This is a genomic window from Luteolibacter luteus (assembly GCF_012913485.1).
Lineage (GTDB): Bacteria > Verrucomicrobiota > Verrucomicrobiia > Verrucomicrobiales > Akkermansiaceae > Haloferula > Haloferula lutea.
In genome coordinates this window covers 6,119,499-6,134,318 of sequence record NZ_CP051774.1, presented here as the reverse complement: position 1 = coordinate 6,134,318, position 14,820 = coordinate 6,119,499, and the positions used below count along the sequence as shown (strand labels likewise).

Here is a 14,820-nt window from a genome sequence, read left to right as displayed (position 1 = left end):
CGAATCACTTCCCGCAAAGGATCGCCAGGGCTGTCACGGTGTAGCCGGTGACGAGCACGGGATCCTGTTCCATCCAACGGCCATTCTCGTTGGCCCACGATCCGTCTTTCTTCTGAAGCGAGATCAGCTTGCGGGCGAGGTCCTCGCGCCAGTCGATCTTCTTGCCATCGGCTTCGAGCTGCGGGACGCCGGAGGCATGGAGGGTCTTTGCCATGACGAAGTAGTAATAGTAGAGGCCCTGGTCACCGAGGCCCGGATTCTCCTCCACGGTGTAGCGACGCGAGAGCCAATCGACAGCGGCTTTCACACGCGGATCGTCAGCCTTTACCTTCGCATGAATGAGGCTGAGCAGTCCCGAGTAGGACATGGTGCCGTAGCTGTGGGTGCCGCCGTTTCCTCCCTCCGGAGTGTAGGTGAAGCCACCTTTCTCCGCCGGTTCGTCGCTCGCCCATTCAGCAGGGTTGGTTGCCTTGAGGTTCTGGCAGCGGCTGACAAAATCGATCGCCGCCTGCCAATCGAGATCCGGTTGGCCGATGGGCTCTTCGCCTTGATGCTTGTCGCGGTACATCGCCAGCGCTTCGACGGCGAAGACCGTGTTGTCGAGATCGGGGCGGCTACGGTTACCGCCCGGTTCGTAGCCGAAGCCGCCGTCATTCGCGGGCTTCTCCGCGTCCTTCTTCTGCGCCCCGACGAGGAAGTTCCGCGCCTTGTCGATGATGACCTCATCGCCCGGTTTGTCGGCGCGGAGGAGCGTCGCAAGCGCGATCGAGGTGTTATAGTTCGCCATGCCCTTGTTATAGATCCCTCCATCCGGCTTGGCGGCGGAGCGGATGAAATCCAGCCCCTTGTCCACGGCATCACCTGCCGGACGCGAGAACTCGGGGGCGACGAGGAAGGACTGGACGATCAGCCCGCTGAGGCCCGGCATGTCGGGCGTGGACCAGTAGCCCGGATCCTTCTGGGCATCCGCGAGGAACTTCAGCCCGCTGCCGATACTTTCCAAGGCCTTGGCGCGAGTGGAGTCTTCGAGACCGGCGGCCTTCACGTTATCGATAGCCGCCATTGAAACAACGGCTATCGCGATGAGCGGAAGTTGTAAGACAGAAGGTGATCCTTGTTTCATGGCTCATGGAATAACGGCTTGGCCCTACGTCTTCTTAGGGAATTTACCCATAGCCGGCATAGGGGACATGCGAACCGGCGCAAGTCACAGTAACTTCACGCCTTATTCACGAAATGAACGAAGTTCATCGTAAATCTCTGACTTAAATAGCCTTGAGTCAAATACCGGCTTGCAAACAAAGGTGTCATTCGCATCATCGGCTGATAGATCAACTCCGGCTGATCTAGCCCCTGATGAATCGGACAGCCTCGATTCTGGCGACCCTCCCGCTCCTCGCCACTTTGGGCCTCTTCCTTCATAAGGAAACGAGGTCGAGTGCGGTCGTGTCTCCGAGCGGGACTCCTGACGGCACAATGACAAGGACCGCTCTAACAGAGGTCCGGCCGGATTTGACGAGTGTCCGGCAACTGGTCGGGAAGGATAAGGCGGAGCGCCTGTCGATGCCCTTGCAGGAGGATTTCCTGGATCGCGCGGTGGAGGGCGAGAGTTTCCATATCCGCCTTCCCGATGGCCGCGATCATGCGGGCAAGGTCACGCTGATGCGCCGGGACGAGGACGGAGTGCTCTTTGTCCAAGGCCGCTTCGATGCGCCGGAGCGCGGCCGCTTCTATTTCCAGCGCCAGACGATGCAAGGCGTCGCGGGGAAGTTGGCGGGGAACATGATCTTCGATGGTAGCGGCGAGTCATGGAAGGTGGAACCCGCGGGTCCAGGGGGCGCAGCAGCGCTGGTGCAAACTCCGCTTGATGGGGTGATCTGCGCCAACTACCGGATCGCCCTCCCAGAGCAAGCAGGCATCGAGCAAGCGCCGGAGGCTCATCCGATCGACATCCCGATCCCGCACTATCAAACGATCGTGCCGCTGGAGAGCCTGCCGGGGGCGGAAGGAGTGATCTATCTGGACTTCGATGGTGAAGCGGGGCCCTTCCCGGGCTGGGGTGAATTTGACGCGGAGGCACCCGGCGTGAGCAACGCGCAGGTGCACGAGGTTTGGAAGATGGTCTGCGAGGACTTCCAGGGCTTCAACCTGAACGTCACGACGGATCGCAAGGTTTTCGACCATGCAGCTGCCGGGCATCGCCAGCACGTGGTGATCACGCCGACGATCGCGGCCTCGCCGGACGCCGGTGGTGTGGCTTACGTGGGATCCTACAATTGGAGCACGAGCACGGTGTGCTGGGCCTTCTACAGCAGCGGCAAGGTGGCGGCGGAGGTGATTTCCCATGAACTCGGCCACGCGCTGGGACTCAGCCACGACGGCCGGATCCTCCCGCCGGAAGATTACTACTATGGGCATGGTAGTGGCGAGACCGGCTGGGCGCCGATCATGGGAGCGGGTTATTACGAGAACCTGACCCAGTGGTCGAAGGGCGAGTATGCCGGAGCCAGCCGTACCCAGGACGATCTGGCGCTGATCACCAGCAACAACAGCGTCAACTACCGGGCGGACGATACCGGGGATGACTTTGAAAGCTCGTCGTATCTGGAGATCCTGCCGGACAACAGCGTGGCGAACGAGGGGATCATCGAATGCACTTCCGATGTCGATTGCTACCGCTTCAAGACCAGCGGCGGCGCAGTCGAGATCCAGGTCAAGCCGGTGGCGGCCAATCCCAATCTGGACGTGATGGCCGAACTGGTGGACGCCACGACGGGCGACTACCTGATGACCGTGAATCCGCAGGAGGAGCTTGGCGCGACCATTGCCACGGTCTTGCCCGCCGGAGAGTACGTGGTGGAGGTGAGCGGCACGGGGAAAGGCAACCCCTTGGAGGACGGTTACTCGGACTATGGCTCGCTGGGGACCTACTTCATCAGCGGCACGGTGGAAGGCGGCGTGAAACCGGAGCGCTTCACGGTGGCGGAAAATCCCGCCCTGGATTTCACGGTGGGAACGGTAGCGCCACGGAATGACCACGGGACCGCTGCCTTGTCCTGGGCGATCCTCTCGGGCAATGAGGACGCGATCTTCTCGATCGATCCCGCCACCGGCGAGATCCGGGTGATCGATCCCTCAGGGCTCGACTACGAGCGTCTCTCCAGTCGCTGGGACGATCCCGCGACCTTCGAACTACTGGTGTCGATCACCGACGCGGCGAATGCATCATTGAGCGAGACCATCCGCGTGGTGGTGAGCATCAGCGACGCGAACGAAGCGCCGGTGATGGAGGATGCCACCGTGACCCTGCTTGAAAGAACACGGCCGGGCACGGCTTTGTTCACGATGCTTTCCACCGATGTGGACCGCTTCGACCAGCTTGCTTTCGAGATCATCTCCGGAAATGAGTCCGGGCTTTTCACGATCGATCCGGGTAGCGGGGTGATCGCGGCATCAGCAGCAGGGCTCGGTGAGATCGATGGCGCGGTGCAGCACACGCTGACCCTCCGGGTGACGGATGTGGGCGGGGCCAGCGACACGGCAACACTCGGGATCACGATCATCGACATTCCTTCAGGACTCCTGCCGGGCGGAGTGATCCGGACTTACTTCGAAGGGATCCCGGGTAGCTCCGTGGCAGGCCTGATCAATGCCACGACGAAGTATCCGGACTATCCGGATAGCGAGGAATTCCTGACCGCCTTCGATGGGCTGGAGCATGGCGACAACTATGGCAGCACGGTGCGCGGCTATTTCATCCCGCCGGTGTCCGGGAGCTACCTGTTCTGGATTTCCTCCGACGGATCCAGCCAGCTTTGGTTCGACGCGAGCAATGAACAAAGCGGGGCCTCGCAGATCGCCTCCGTCATTGGCGGCACGGAGCATTATCACTGGGGAGATAGCAGTCCCTACCAATCCTCCCCGGTCACGCTGATCGCGGGACAGGCCTACTCCATCGAGGCGCTTCACAAGGAGAGCACCGGCACGGATCACGTGGCGGTGGCGTTTTCCGGGCCCGGCATCCCGAAGCAATTGCTGGGCGGGAAGTATCTGGTGCCCTACCAGCGGAACTATCCGCCGCAGGTGCAGGGGGCGATCCTCACCATCGAGGAGACTGCCTTTGCTGGCCAGAACGTCGGAACGGTGTCGGCATTGGACACGAATCCCGGAGATACTCATGGGAACTTCACCATCACGGCGGGAAATGCCGGTGAGGTCTTCAGCATCGATCCTGCGAGCGGGATGATCCGGGTGGCGGCCGGAGGCGTGATGGATGCGGATGTGGTGCCTTCTTACACGCTGACGCTGCAGGTGACTGACAGTGGCTCACCGCCGCTTTCCGGCTCCGGCCAGGTGACCATCAATGTGCTGCCGGAGGGCTCCATGCCGGACCGGGGACTGGTGCAGCAGATCTGGAACGAGGTGCCGGGGGATTCCGTGGAAGAGTTGCTCCAAAACGAGCGCTATCCCTATTTCCCGACATCGACCCGCTTGCTCCCATCCCTCGAAAGCTTGGATAATCCCGGCCAGGATTATGGCTCGCGGATCCAAGCGCTTCTGACGCCGGAAACCAGCGGCTACTATACCTTCTACCTCTCGTCGAACGACTCGAGCTCCCTGGTGCTTAGTCCGGATGCGAGCGAGAGTTCCGGCGCGACGATTGCAGGAATCAACGGCTGGAGCGATCCCGGCGAGTGGACAAAGTATCCCGGCCAGCAATCCGAGCCGATCTATCTCGAAGCGGGTAAAGACTACTACATCGGCGCGTTGCAGAAGAATGGCACGGGCGACGGGCACGTGCAGGTCGCGTGGACCGGCCCGGGCTTTCCTACGATCACCGTGATTCCCGGGACCCATCTTCGTCCCTTTGATATCAATCAGGCACCTGCATTCGATGCCGCTTCCGCGAGCTTCGAGATCCTGCGGGAGTCGCTGATGGCCGGCATGGTGGTCAGCGAAGGCTTGGCCAAGGATCCGGAGAACGAGGCGCTGATTTACCGCATCTCCTCCGGGAATGAGGCCGGAGCCTTTGCCATCGATCCGGCGAGCGGGACCTTGAGCATCGTAGATCCGCTTCCGCTTTTAATCGGCGCTCATCAGCTGCGGATCTCCGTGCAGGATCGCGGACTGGGGGGAGGCTATCCTTTCAAGAGCGCGAGCCTGGACGTCACGGTGACGATCCTGAGCGGCAATCGCGCGCCTGCCTTCGCGGTGGAAAGCGAATCGGCTGCGGTGATGCAAGACGAAGCCTTGGAAGGCCAATGGTCTGCTTACGATCCTGATGCCGGGGACGTACTCGTCTTCAGCAAGGAGTCGGGGCCTTCATGGCTGGTCATCGAGCCAAGCGGTGCGATGCATGGCGTGCCGGCGAATGAGGATGTAGGCACCCATGTCGTCGTCATCCGCGTGACCGATCATGAGGGGCTCTACGACGAGCTGGCTCTCACGGTGGAGGTCGCGAATGTGAATGATGCGCCGGTCTTCATGAGTCCGTCGCTCGCTCTGGGCGATGCGACGCAGGATGTGACCTATATGCAGATGCTCTCCGGTGCCGCATCGGACGCCGACGCGGGGGATGAGCTGAGCTATTCGAAGATATCCGGCCCGGAATGGGTGAGCATCGCGGCGGATGGCACGGTAACGGGTGTCCCTGGCAAGGGGGATGTCGGAATCAGCGAGGTGGTGGTGCGGGCGACGGACAAGTCCGGGGCTTTTGGCGAAGCATTGCTTTGGATCGTGGTGGTGAACGTGAATGACCCGCCGGTTTTCCTGGCACCGATTCTGGCACTCCCCGAAGCGGCGGAGGACGAGGAATACGCGGTGGCGCTTGCCAACCACGTGGTGGATCCCGATCCGGGCGAATCCCTGAGCTTCGAACTGGTCTCCGGACCTCCCTGGCTGGGTATCGCCAACGACGGCAGCCTGCAGGGGAAACCACCGGGTTCCCAAGTCGGGACGAATCTCGCGAGGGTTCGCGTGACGGATGCGGCGGGGCTTTCCGCCGAGGCCACGCTGGTGATCGAGGTCGTGAATGTGAACGACGCTCCGCTCTTCCTTCACAATCCGGTGCAGCGATCCGCCGGGGAAGAAGAGCTGCCCTATGAGGGCACGACGCTCGACGGAGAAGCGATGGATGAGGATCTGGGCGATACCCTGAGTTTTTCCAAGATCGAAGGACCGGAGTGGCTGGAAGTGGCCTCCGACGGATCGCTATCGGGCACGCCTCCTGCGGGCAGTGCGGGATTGCAGGTTTTCGTCATCCGTGTGAGCGATGCCGCGGGTGCGTATGCCGAGGCCGGGCTTCTGATCGATGTGACGGGACCGGACCTGCCTCTGCCGTGGAGTGACAGCCAGATCGGAAGCGGCGAGGTCACGGGATCCAGCGTTCATGGGAATGGCGAGTTCGACGTGAGCGGCGCGGGCGAATTGGCGGGGCGTTCGGATAGCTTCCAGTTCGTGTGGCAGCCGCTTGGCGGAAACGGCAGCATTACCGCGCGGGTGGCGTCGGTCTCGGCCAGCGGGAGCCTCTCGCGGGCGGGTGTGATGATCCGCGATACGCTAGCTTCGAACTCACGGCATGTTTTCCTGGGCGTGACGGAGGAAGGCGGCTTCCGCTGGATCCGCCGCACGGGCTTCAACGGGAACACCTCCACGAACTCGAGCGGCAGTGCGGCCTTCCCGAATGCCTGGGTGCGGCTCACGCGCAACGGAAGCGTGATCACCGCCTACAAGAGCATGGATGGTGAAGCGTGGACACCGATCGGCAGCCTGACCGCGGATTTCCCGGAGACCTGTTACTTTGGCCTTGCGGTGGCGAGCGGAAGCCAGAGCTTGCTCCATCAGGCTCACTTCAGCAACGTGAGCATCGCTCCTTGATCGCCCGCTGCCTTCTCTCCCTGCTTGCCGTCCTTTCCTGCTCTTGTGGCGAACGGGAGAAGCAGGAGAGCAGATCCACCCCGGAGCTGAAGGCTGCCCGCGCGACGCGACCTGTCGAAAGGGAGCACGATGATCCTGTGCCCGATGCCAAGGCAGAGCTGCGCGGCGAACTGGACGCAGCCTTGAAGGATCCCGACGGGGCATCGAGGCAGCAGGCCTTGGAGAAGCTTGCTTGGGATGCGATCGATGTGGACCCCGACGTGGCCCGCGAGGCATTCGAGCAGCTGGAGCCGGATAGCGAGGCGAGCCGCAAGCTGGTAGCGCACTTCGCGATGCGGCTGGCCGATGAGGATCCGGAAAAGGCGATCGCATGGGCCCAAGGCCTGGAGCAGTCCGCCGAACGCACCGAGGCCTTTGGCAGCATCGCGGTGGTGATCGCCGCGAGGGATCCCGAGCGCGGTGCCGCATTGGTCATGGCGGAGATGCCGGAGGGGAAGCCCCATGACCGGGCGCTGGTCTTGGTATCACAACGCTGGGTGCAGGTAGCCCCGGAGCAGGCGGCTGAATGGGTTGCCGGACTTCCCGAGGGTGCCGCGCGGAAAGCGGGCCTTCACGAGGTGATCTCGCGCTGGCTGGCGCGTGAACCTCTGGCTGCCGCTACATGGATCGAGGCCAGGCCGGAGAAGGGGGTGCAGATGGCCGCATTGGCCGAACTGGCCTCCATGCTCCGGAACGAGCCTGAGGAGAAAAAGGAGCAGATTTTGTCGCAATTCCGGGATGTGGAAATTCGCAGGAAAACCGAGAACCTGCTGGCCCAGCCCCCGCCTTGAGTGCATCTTGTCCCTTGTGAGCGCGGATACCTATCTCTGTCCGGGATGCGACAAGGAAGTCCTTGTCGGATCTCGCGGGTGTCCGCACTGCAACCCTCCCTCAAAGCGGCGGAAGCGCCGGCGTGCCGCAGCATCCAGCGGGAAGCCGGGGTGGAAAAGTGGCTCCGTCCATGACGGGATCGATCTGCCCGATGAGGATTTCGACTACGATGCCTATGTCGCCCGGGAGTTCGGGATCAAGCCGCACAAGCGGATCGGGATCGCGTGGTATTGGTGGGTGACGGCAATCGCACTGGTGGGACTGATGGTGTGGGGCGTCCTGAGGTAGCAGGGGATCCCATCCCGTGTGGAGCATCCCGGTCCACACGGGAAAAGAAGTGGCATGCCGCGGGGCGCGGAAATTACTTCGAGAGTTCCGCGCGGAGAGGTCCCGGGCGATTGGTGGTGATATTGCTCACGCCGTAGCTGATCATCTTGCGGGCGATCTCCGGGTCATCGACGGTCCAGGAAGTGAGCGGGATGTGCTTCTCCTTGAGCGGGGCAAGCCACTGGGCCGTGACCGGCGAGGTGGCTTGGAATTGGAGACCTTGGCCCTTGGTCGCCTCGAAGCGCTCAAGGTAGTAGCTTTCCTTGCCCTCCTTGTTGATCTCCTTGAGGTCGGAAATCCAGTGGGCCGGGAACTGCGGCATCTTCTCGCGGCACTCGCGGATCACATCGTCATTGAAGGAGATGATCGTCACCTGTGCGGGATCGGCCTTCTTTTCTTCGAGGATCTTGCGGATCGGCTCGACGATTTCGACACCGGCCTTGATCTCAAGGAAGAACTTCTTGCCCGCAGGCAGGACGTCGAGGACATCGGTCAGCAGCGGGATCGGCTCACCCTTGTAGCGGGCATCCTTCCAGGAGCCGACATCGAGCTTGGAAAGCTGTTCCCAGGAAGTCTGGGCGATCACCAGTTTCTCGCCGGCCACGCGCTTGGTATCGAAGTCGTGGATGCAGACCACCTTGCCATCGGAGCTCAGGTGGAAGTCGCCCTCGATGCCGTCGGCGCCTTCCTGCCAGGCGAGCTTGAAGGCGGAGAGGGTATTCTCCGGAGCGGCATGGGATGCGCCGCGGTGGGCGACAAGCTTCGGAAGATCAGCAGCGGAAAGGGTGGCCACAGTGGTGGAAGCGAAAACAGCGAACAGGATTCTCATGGCAGGAAAATTGCGTGAAGCAAGAAACCACCTCACGCGCCTTGGGAACGTTCCTGCGAGCCCGGGCTTGTCACGGAAATGTCAGTTTGCGAGGGGCGGGTTTCAAACTGCGGCGGAGACGGCAGGCCCCGAGGCTCCAATCCCGCGATAGTTTCCCACTTGGCAGGAGACATGTCTCCCGCTGGACTGGCGGCTACCTCCTTCCATGACAAGTCCTGCGGTCGAAATCGAATATCTGCGCAAGCGCTACGGCAGCTTCGAGGCGCTGGCCGGTGTTTCGCTCCATGTCCCGCGCGGTTCCGTCTTTGGCCTGTTAGGCCCGAACGGCGCGGGCAAGAGCACGCTGGTGAAATCCCTGCTTACCATCGTGCGCCCTACCGAGTGCCGGGGCAGCATGCTGGGCGAGGCGATCGGGCACCGGAAGACGCTCGGGAAAACCGGCTACCTGCCCGAGCATGCCCGTTTCCCCGAATATCTCACCGGCCGCGAGGTGATCGCGTATTCCGCCGGGCTGGCCGGGATCCCTGCCGTCGAGGGAAAGCGGCGGATCCCCGCGCTGCTCGAACTGGTGGGCATGGGCGGCTGGGCGGACAAGAAGCTGGGCACTTATTCTAAAGGCATGCGCCAACGCATCGGGCTGGCGCAGGCGCTGGTGAATGAGCCGGAGATCGTTTTCCTCGATGAGCCGACGGATGGAGTGGACCCCGAGGGACGCATCGAGATCCGCAAGATGATCGAAGGGATGCGTGAAGAAGGCCGCACCGTTTTCTTGAACAGTCATCTGCTGCAGGAAGTGGAGCAAGTAGCCGATCAGGTAGCGATCCTGGTGCGGGGCCGCGTGATTGAGTCCGGTCCTGTCGAGCAGCTCACCAAGAGAGGCCGCCGCTACGAGATCCGCACTCAGGGACCCGTTCCGCTGGAGCTGCGTGAAAAACTCTTGAGCCATGGCATCGGCGTGGCCGGAGACTGCCTCTCGCTGGATGCGGATGATGCCGGAGCCATCCAACCGGTGATCGATGCGCTGCGAGCCGCAGGTGCCACCATCCGGGAGATCAAGGAAGCCCGCTATTCCCTTGAGGAGATCTTCCTGCAAGCAGTCCAAGGACAAGGAAAGGAGGCGGCATGAGAGCGTTTCTCGCGGTATTGGGAGATTCCTTCCGCTTGTTGAAGGCACGCGCGTTGTTCTGGATCTCGCTGGTGATCTCCGTGATCGCGGCGGTGGTTTACCTCTCGATCGGGTTCGACGAGAAAGGGATGACCGTGATGTTCGGCGCCTGGAGCTTCGAGAGCGACATGGTCAAGAAGGGATCGGAAGGTGCGGAACTCGTCTATCTTGGCATCTACACCAAGTTCATTGTCGGCTGGTGGCTGTCGTGGATCGCCATCGTGATCGCGCTCATCTCCTGTGCGCCGATTTTCCCGGAATTCATGGCCGAGGGATCCGCGGGGGTCGCCTTGTCAAAACCCCTATCCCGTCTCAGGCTTTTCCTTTACAAGTATGTAGGGGCGCTCCTGTTCATGGGGATCCAGGCAACCCTGTTCGCGGTGATCGTGTTTTTCGCGATCAAGCTGCGGATCGGCCACTGGATGCCGTCCGTCCTGTGGTCGGTGCCGATCCTGCTACTGGTGTTCTCGTACCTCTATGCGGTCACCGTGCTGATCGGAATCAGGACGCGATCGGTGATGGCAGCGGTCCTGCTGACGATCCTATTCTGGTTCACCTGCTTCCTGGCACAACTGGGCGAGCAAATGACCCACTCGATCGGAGTGCGGGGAGAAAATCCCTTCACGCTCGGCAAGATGGAACAAGCCGAGCAGCAAAAGTGGAAGACAGCTCACGATATCGCGCGGCTGCCCTATCTGCTGCTGCCCAAGACAGCCGAGACCACGGCGCTGATCGAACGCTGGATGGTCATGCCGGATGGCAAGGCACTCGACGATGCGACGATCAAGGCAGCCCGCAAGGGCTCGATGGGCGAAGGCCTCAGCGAGCATGCGGAGGAGGACCTGAAGCGGAATCCATCCTGGCTGGTGATCGGCAGCTCGCTGGGCTTCGAGGTCTTCATCCTGGGAATTGCGGCATGGATGTTCTGCCGCCGCGATTTCTGAAAGGCGAGGGGACGGGTATATGAGATCGGAGCTTGCTCACCGCGGAGTTTTGCGCCGATACTTAGATAAGTGTTAGAAAAGCCTTCAGATCGCCGAAGACTCCGACACACCGTCCCACATGGCCCGACCTCGACCCGGCTGGAGAAGAAAACCCGGGTCGCAGGGGATTTGCGCGTCGTGATCCCGGGGATGATGATGCCGATTTCCCGGGCCGACGGGGGCATCTTGGACTGGCTGCCGGCGATGGCGGGCGGAAGGATGGCGGAGGTCTGGAAGGAGCATCCGCAGGTGATGGCGGGCATCGTGGCCGCGGTGCTCATTCAGTCCGCATTGATTTTCTGCCTGCTGATTGCCTCGCAACGGCGCCAGCGGGCCGAAAGGCAGCTCCGCGTGAGTGAGGAGCGCTACCGCATGGTTTTGGAGAGCCAGACGGAGATGGTCTGCCGCTATCGGACGGACATGGTGCTGACCTTCGTCAACGAGGCCTACTGCCGGTTTTTTGGGAGGACGCGCGAAGAATTGATCGGAACCTGCTTCCTTGAGCTGATCCCGGAGACCCTTCACAACGATGTGAGGGAAACGGTTCGCCGGATTGTCGAACAGCGGAAGCCGATCGTGAATTCTCATCCGGTGATCCGGGCTGACGGCGGCGTGGGCTGGATGGAGTGGGAGGATCACCCGGTGCTCAACGAACGGGGAGAACTCGAGGAACTACAGGGCATCGGGCGTGATGTTTCGGAGCGGGAGAGAACCCAGGAAGCACTGCGGCAATCGGAGGAGCGCTTCGCAGGGATTTTCCGGGGTTGCCCGATCGCGATTGCGATCATCCGCCAATCGGACGGACGCTTCGTGGAAGTAAACCCGAGCTGGGAAAGGTTTTTCGAGATCGACCGCGCGCGGGCGATCGGAGCCAGCCCGGTCGAACTCGGGCTGGTGGGTAGCAAGGATGCGGAGGAGCGCTTCCAATCCTTCCTTGCCTCGGGCCAGCCCCTGAATGGCTTTGAACAGCCGGTGATCACGCCTGGCGGCGAAACGCGCTGGGCGAGCATGTCCTGCGAGCTGATCTCCCTGGCGGGCGAGCCTTGTTTCGTGGTGATGAGCAAGGACGTCACCGGACACAAGGAGCTGGAAGATGCCCGGCAAGGCGTGGTGCAGGCAATGCGGCTCGCGATGCTGGGAGAACTCACCGCCTCGATCGCCCATGAGATCAACCAGCCGCTTGGCGCGATCCTTGGAAATGCGGAGACCGCGGAATTCCTGCTCGCCGGAGAAAACCCTCCGATCGAGGAACTGCGCCTGATTCTGGGGGATATCCGACGGGACGACCTCCGGGCGAGCGAGGTGATCAAGCGCGTGCGGAGCTTGGTCGGGAGACGGGAATTCACCATGGCGCCGAAATTTCTGAACGAGATCCTGACCGATGTGATGCGCCTGGTGGCCCACGACTCGATGACGAGGGGTGTCACGCTTGTCACTGATTTCGAGATGAACTTGCCCCCGGTTTCCTGCGATTCCACCCAGGTCGAGCAGGTCATGCTAAATCTGATCCTGAATGCCATGGACGCCGTGCGTGGGGTGGCACCTGCCAGCCGCCGGGTGCAACTGCGCTCAGCCCGGCTGCCGGGCGGCGAACTGGAGGCCAGCGTGACGGACAACGGGCACGGAATCGCGCCGGAAAAACTCGACAGGATTTTCGATTCGTTTTTCACTACCAAAACTCAAGGGATGGGCCTCGGCTTGGCCCTTGCACGATCGATCGCCGAGTCGCACGGCGGACGACTCACGGCAGAGAACAATGCCGCGGGTGGTGCCACCTTCCGGCTCATCCTGCCGGTCCATGAGGGACCGGTCTCTCCCAACAAGCCATGAAAACCGCTGAACACCTGGAACAGTCGGTCTATGTCGTGGATGACGATGAACCACTGCGAACCGCCGTCACCCGGATGCTGAAATCCGCAGGCCATCGCGTAAAGTCCTTCGGCTCCGCGGCGGAATTCCTGCTCGCTCGCGAGGGGCCGCTGCGCGGCTGTATCGTGCTGGATGTCCGGATGCCGGGCCCAAGCGGTTTCGAACTTCAGGCAGGCCTGAACCGCCAGGCGGAATCGGTGCCCGTGATCTTTCTCACCGGCCACGGGGACATCCCGATGAGCGTGCGTGCGATCAAGGCCGGGGCCGTCGATTTCCTGACCAAGCCGGTGCTGCGGGACACGCTGCTATCCGCGGTCGATTCCGCCTTGGCTCTGGATCAGGAACGCTGGAGCCGTGACGAGAATCGCCGGGCCATGGCGGATCGTCTGGCCTCCCTGACGCCCTGCGAACTGGAGGTGTATCGCCGGGTGGTGGAGGGACAGCCAAACAAGCAGATCGCGGCGGAGGTCGGTTCCGCAGAGCGGACCGTGAAAGCTCATCGCGCCCGGGTCATGGAAAAGATGGGAGCACGATCGATCGCGGAGCTGGTACATATCGCCGACAGCTTGGCATCGGTGGCCGAGGAAACCGTCTAACAGAAATTTCACGGGGCATTTGTAGCATTCGATGAATCGACGGCCCGGAGAGCGGCGTAGTAGCTTCCGGCATGAATCGCCGTCGATCGCTTTCCGTCTTTCTCTGTGGCTTGGCCGCAACGCCCGGGTGTCGCCGACAGCCGGACCCATCCGCGGCTTCCGGTGAACCCGCAGTGGTCCCGGCTCCGGCTCCGCCACCTGTGAAGGACCCCGAGGGTCTCGGGCTGGTGCCGGTCGATATCGATCCTGCTTTCGAGATCCGCACGATCACCGGGCTGCGGCCTTTCCGGCCCGCCGGCTTCATGGTGCGCCGGGAGGAGCGGGACGGGAAAATCCTGGTGCACAACTACGGCCATGGTGGCGGGGGCATGACGCTTTCCTGGGGTAGCTCCCATCTTGCGACCCGGCAGGTGGAGAGCGTGTCCGGAGTATCCTGCGCGGTAATCGGTGGAGGGGTGATGGGCTTGAGCACGGCGCGGCTGCTGCAACTGCGCGGCGCGAAGGTGACACTCTATACGGATCAACTGCCGCCGGAGACGACTTCCAACGTGGCGGGTGCCCAATGCTGGCCGGTCTCTGTTTTCGACAGCAGCGGACGCACGCCCGAGTTTGAGGCGCAGTACATCGAGGCGGCTCATTTTTCCTTCCGCTACTTCCAGCGTCTGGTGAGTCCGCGCTGGGGCGTGCGCTGGGGCGTGCGCTGGATCCCGAACTACTATCTGGGCGATCGCGCGCAAGGGAGCAATTGGATCGATGGCCCCGGCGGGGTGCTGCATGACATGCAGGTCGGCTTCAAGGACTTCGGCCCCGGGGAACACATCTTCCCTTCGACGCATGCGCGGCGCTTCTACACGATGATGATCGAGCCTTCGGTTTACCTTCCCGCCTTGTTAGGCGAAGTGCAGGGAGCAGGAGCCGCTATCGACATCCGGCGCTTTGCAAATGCGGAGGAGGTGCTGCGCTTGCCGGAGCAGGTGATCTTCAACTGTACTGGACTCGGTGCGAGGGAGCTTTTCAATGATCAGGAGCTGATCCCCATCAAGGGCCAGCTGAGCATCCTGATGCCGCAGCCGCAGGTGAACTACAATCTGATCAGCGGTCCGTTCTACATGTTCCCGCGTGCCGACGGTGTGGTGCTGGGCGGCACTTTCAACCGGAACCAATGGGATCTCACCCCGGAAGACAGCGTGAAGAAGTGGGTGCTGGAGGGCCAGCGTGCGGTCTTCGAACAACTGCGGAAGAACCAACAGGAATTCCTGGCGAAGAAGTAGCACCAGCCACGGCAAGCTCCATGAATTTCCGGTG

At 62.0% G+C, this 14,820-nt stretch carries 10 protein-coding genes; 8 read left to right on the top strand and 2 right to left on the bottom strand.

What is annotated here, in order from left to right; translation table 11 throughout:
- Nucleotides 1-4 precede the first annotated feature (4 nt).
- Nucleotides 5-1,123 carry a prenyltransferase/squalene oxidase repeat-containing protein gene (locus HHL09_RS25215; RefSeq protein WP_169457424.1) on the bottom strand — a complete coding sequence of 373 codons (1,119 nt, stop codon included), beginning with the start codon at nt 1,121-1,123 and terminating at the stop codon, nt 5-7.
- Nucleotides 1,124-1,356: 233 nt separating this feature from the next.
- Here HHL09_RS25215 and HHL09_RS25210 point away from each other — a divergent pair, with 233 nt between their 5' ends.
- From HHL09_RS25210 to HHL09_RS25200, 3 genes are read left to right on the top strand one after another with little or no spacing between them, the layout of a single operon-like run.
- Nucleotides 1,357-6,876 carry a cadherin domain-containing protein gene (locus HHL09_RS25210; protein ID WP_169457423.1) on the top strand — a complete coding sequence of 1,840 codons (5,520 nt, stop codon included), beginning with the start codon at nt 1,357-1,359 and terminating at the stop codon, nt 6,874-6,876.
- A complete protein-coding gene (locus HHL09_RS25205; protein ID WP_169457422.1) occupies nt 6,873-7,706 on the top strand; it encodes a hypothetical protein in 834 nt (277 codons plus the stop codon). The genes HHL09_RS25210 and HHL09_RS25205 overlap by 4 nt, the downstream gene beginning before the upstream one ends.
- A gap of 16 nt (nt 7,707-7,722) precedes the next feature.
- Nucleotides 7,723-8,034, top strand: coding sequence for a hypothetical protein (locus HHL09_RS25200; protein ID WP_169457421.1), 312 nt, complete (start codon nt 7,723-7,725; stop codon nt 8,032-8,034).
- 73 nt (nt 8,035-8,107) lie between these two features.
- On the opposite strand, the gene HHL09_RS25195 is transcribed toward HHL09_RS25200, so the two are convergent.
- Nucleotides 8,108-8,902, bottom strand: a complete 795-nt coding sequence (locus tag HHL09_RS25195) for a glycerophosphodiester phosphodiesterase (RefSeq protein WP_169457420.1) — start codon at nt 8,900-8,902, stop codon at nt 8,108-8,110.
- A gap of 205 nt (nt 8,903-9,107) precedes the next feature.
- Here HHL09_RS25195 and HHL09_RS25190 point away from each other — a divergent pair, with 205 nt between their 5' ends.
- The 5 genes from HHL09_RS25190 (at nt 9,108) to HHL09_RS25170 (ending at nt 14,786) form a co-directional block, all read left to right on the top strand.
- Complete coding sequence (locus HHL09_RS25190) at nt 9,108-10,028, top strand: ABC transporter ATP-binding protein (protein WP_169457419.1); 921 nt, start codon at nt 9,108-9,110, stop codon at nt 10,026-10,028.
- Nucleotides 10,025-11,011, top strand: a complete 987-nt coding sequence (locus tag HHL09_RS25185) for an ABC transporter permease (RefSeq protein ID WP_169457418.1) — start codon at nt 10,025-10,027, stop codon at nt 11,009-11,011. The genes HHL09_RS25190 and HHL09_RS25185 overlap by 4 nt, the downstream gene beginning before the upstream one ends.
- A 189-nt stretch (nt 11,012-11,200) precedes the next feature.
- Nucleotides 11,201-12,880 (top strand): PAS domain-containing sensor histidine kinase, encoded by a 1,680-nt coding sequence (locus HHL09_RS25180; protein ID WP_169457417.1) that lies wholly within the window; start codon nt 11,201-11,203, stop codon nt 12,878-12,880.
- On the top strand, nt 12,877-13,515 hold the full coding sequence (locus HHL09_RS25175; protein ID WP_169457416.1) for a response regulator transcription factor: 639 nt from the start codon (nt 12,877-12,879) through the stop codon (nt 13,513-13,515). The genes HHL09_RS25180 and HHL09_RS25175 overlap by 4 nt, the downstream gene beginning before the upstream one ends.
- Nucleotides 13,516-13,586: 71 nt before the next feature.
- Nucleotides 13,587-14,786, top strand: a complete 1,200-nt coding sequence (locus HHL09_RS25170; RefSeq protein ID WP_169457415.1) for an FAD-dependent oxidoreductase — start codon at nt 13,587-13,589, stop codon at nt 14,784-14,786.
- Nucleotides 14,787-14,820: the final 34 nt, after the last annotated feature.

Bases quoted from the DNA above. Each gene is read 5' to 3' on its own strand.
- HHL09_RS25215 (WP_169457424.1), bottom strand. From the start codon at position 1,123: ATGAAACAAGGATCACCTTCTGTCTTACAACTTCCGCTCATCGCGATA.
- HHL09_RS25210 (WP_169457423.1), top strand. From the start codon at position 1,357: ATGAATCGGACAGCCTCGATTCTGGCGACCCTCCCGCTCCTCGCCACT.
- HHL09_RS25195 (WP_169457420.1), bottom strand. From the start codon at position 8,902: ATGAGAATCCTGTTCGCTGTTTTCGCTTCCACCACTGTGGCCACCCTT.
- HHL09_RS25190 (WP_169457419.1), top strand. From the start codon at position 9,108: ATGACAAGTCCTGCGGTCGAAATCGAATATCTGCGCAAGCGCTACGGC.
- HHL09_RS25185 (WP_169457418.1), top strand. From the start codon at position 10,025: ATGAGAGCGTTTCTCGCGGTATTGGGAGATTCCTTCCGCTTGTTGAAG.
- HHL09_RS25180 (WP_169457417.1), top strand. From the start codon at position 11,201: ATGATGATGCCGATTTCCCGGGCCGACGGGGGCATCTTGGACTGGCTG.
- HHL09_RS25175 (WP_169457416.1), top strand. From the start codon at position 12,877: ATGAAAACCGCTGAACACCTGGAACAGTCGGTCTATGTCGTGGATGAC.
- HHL09_RS25170 (WP_169457415.1), top strand. From the start codon at position 13,587: ATGAATCGCCGTCGATCGCTTTCCGTCTTTCTCTGTGGCTTGGCCGCA.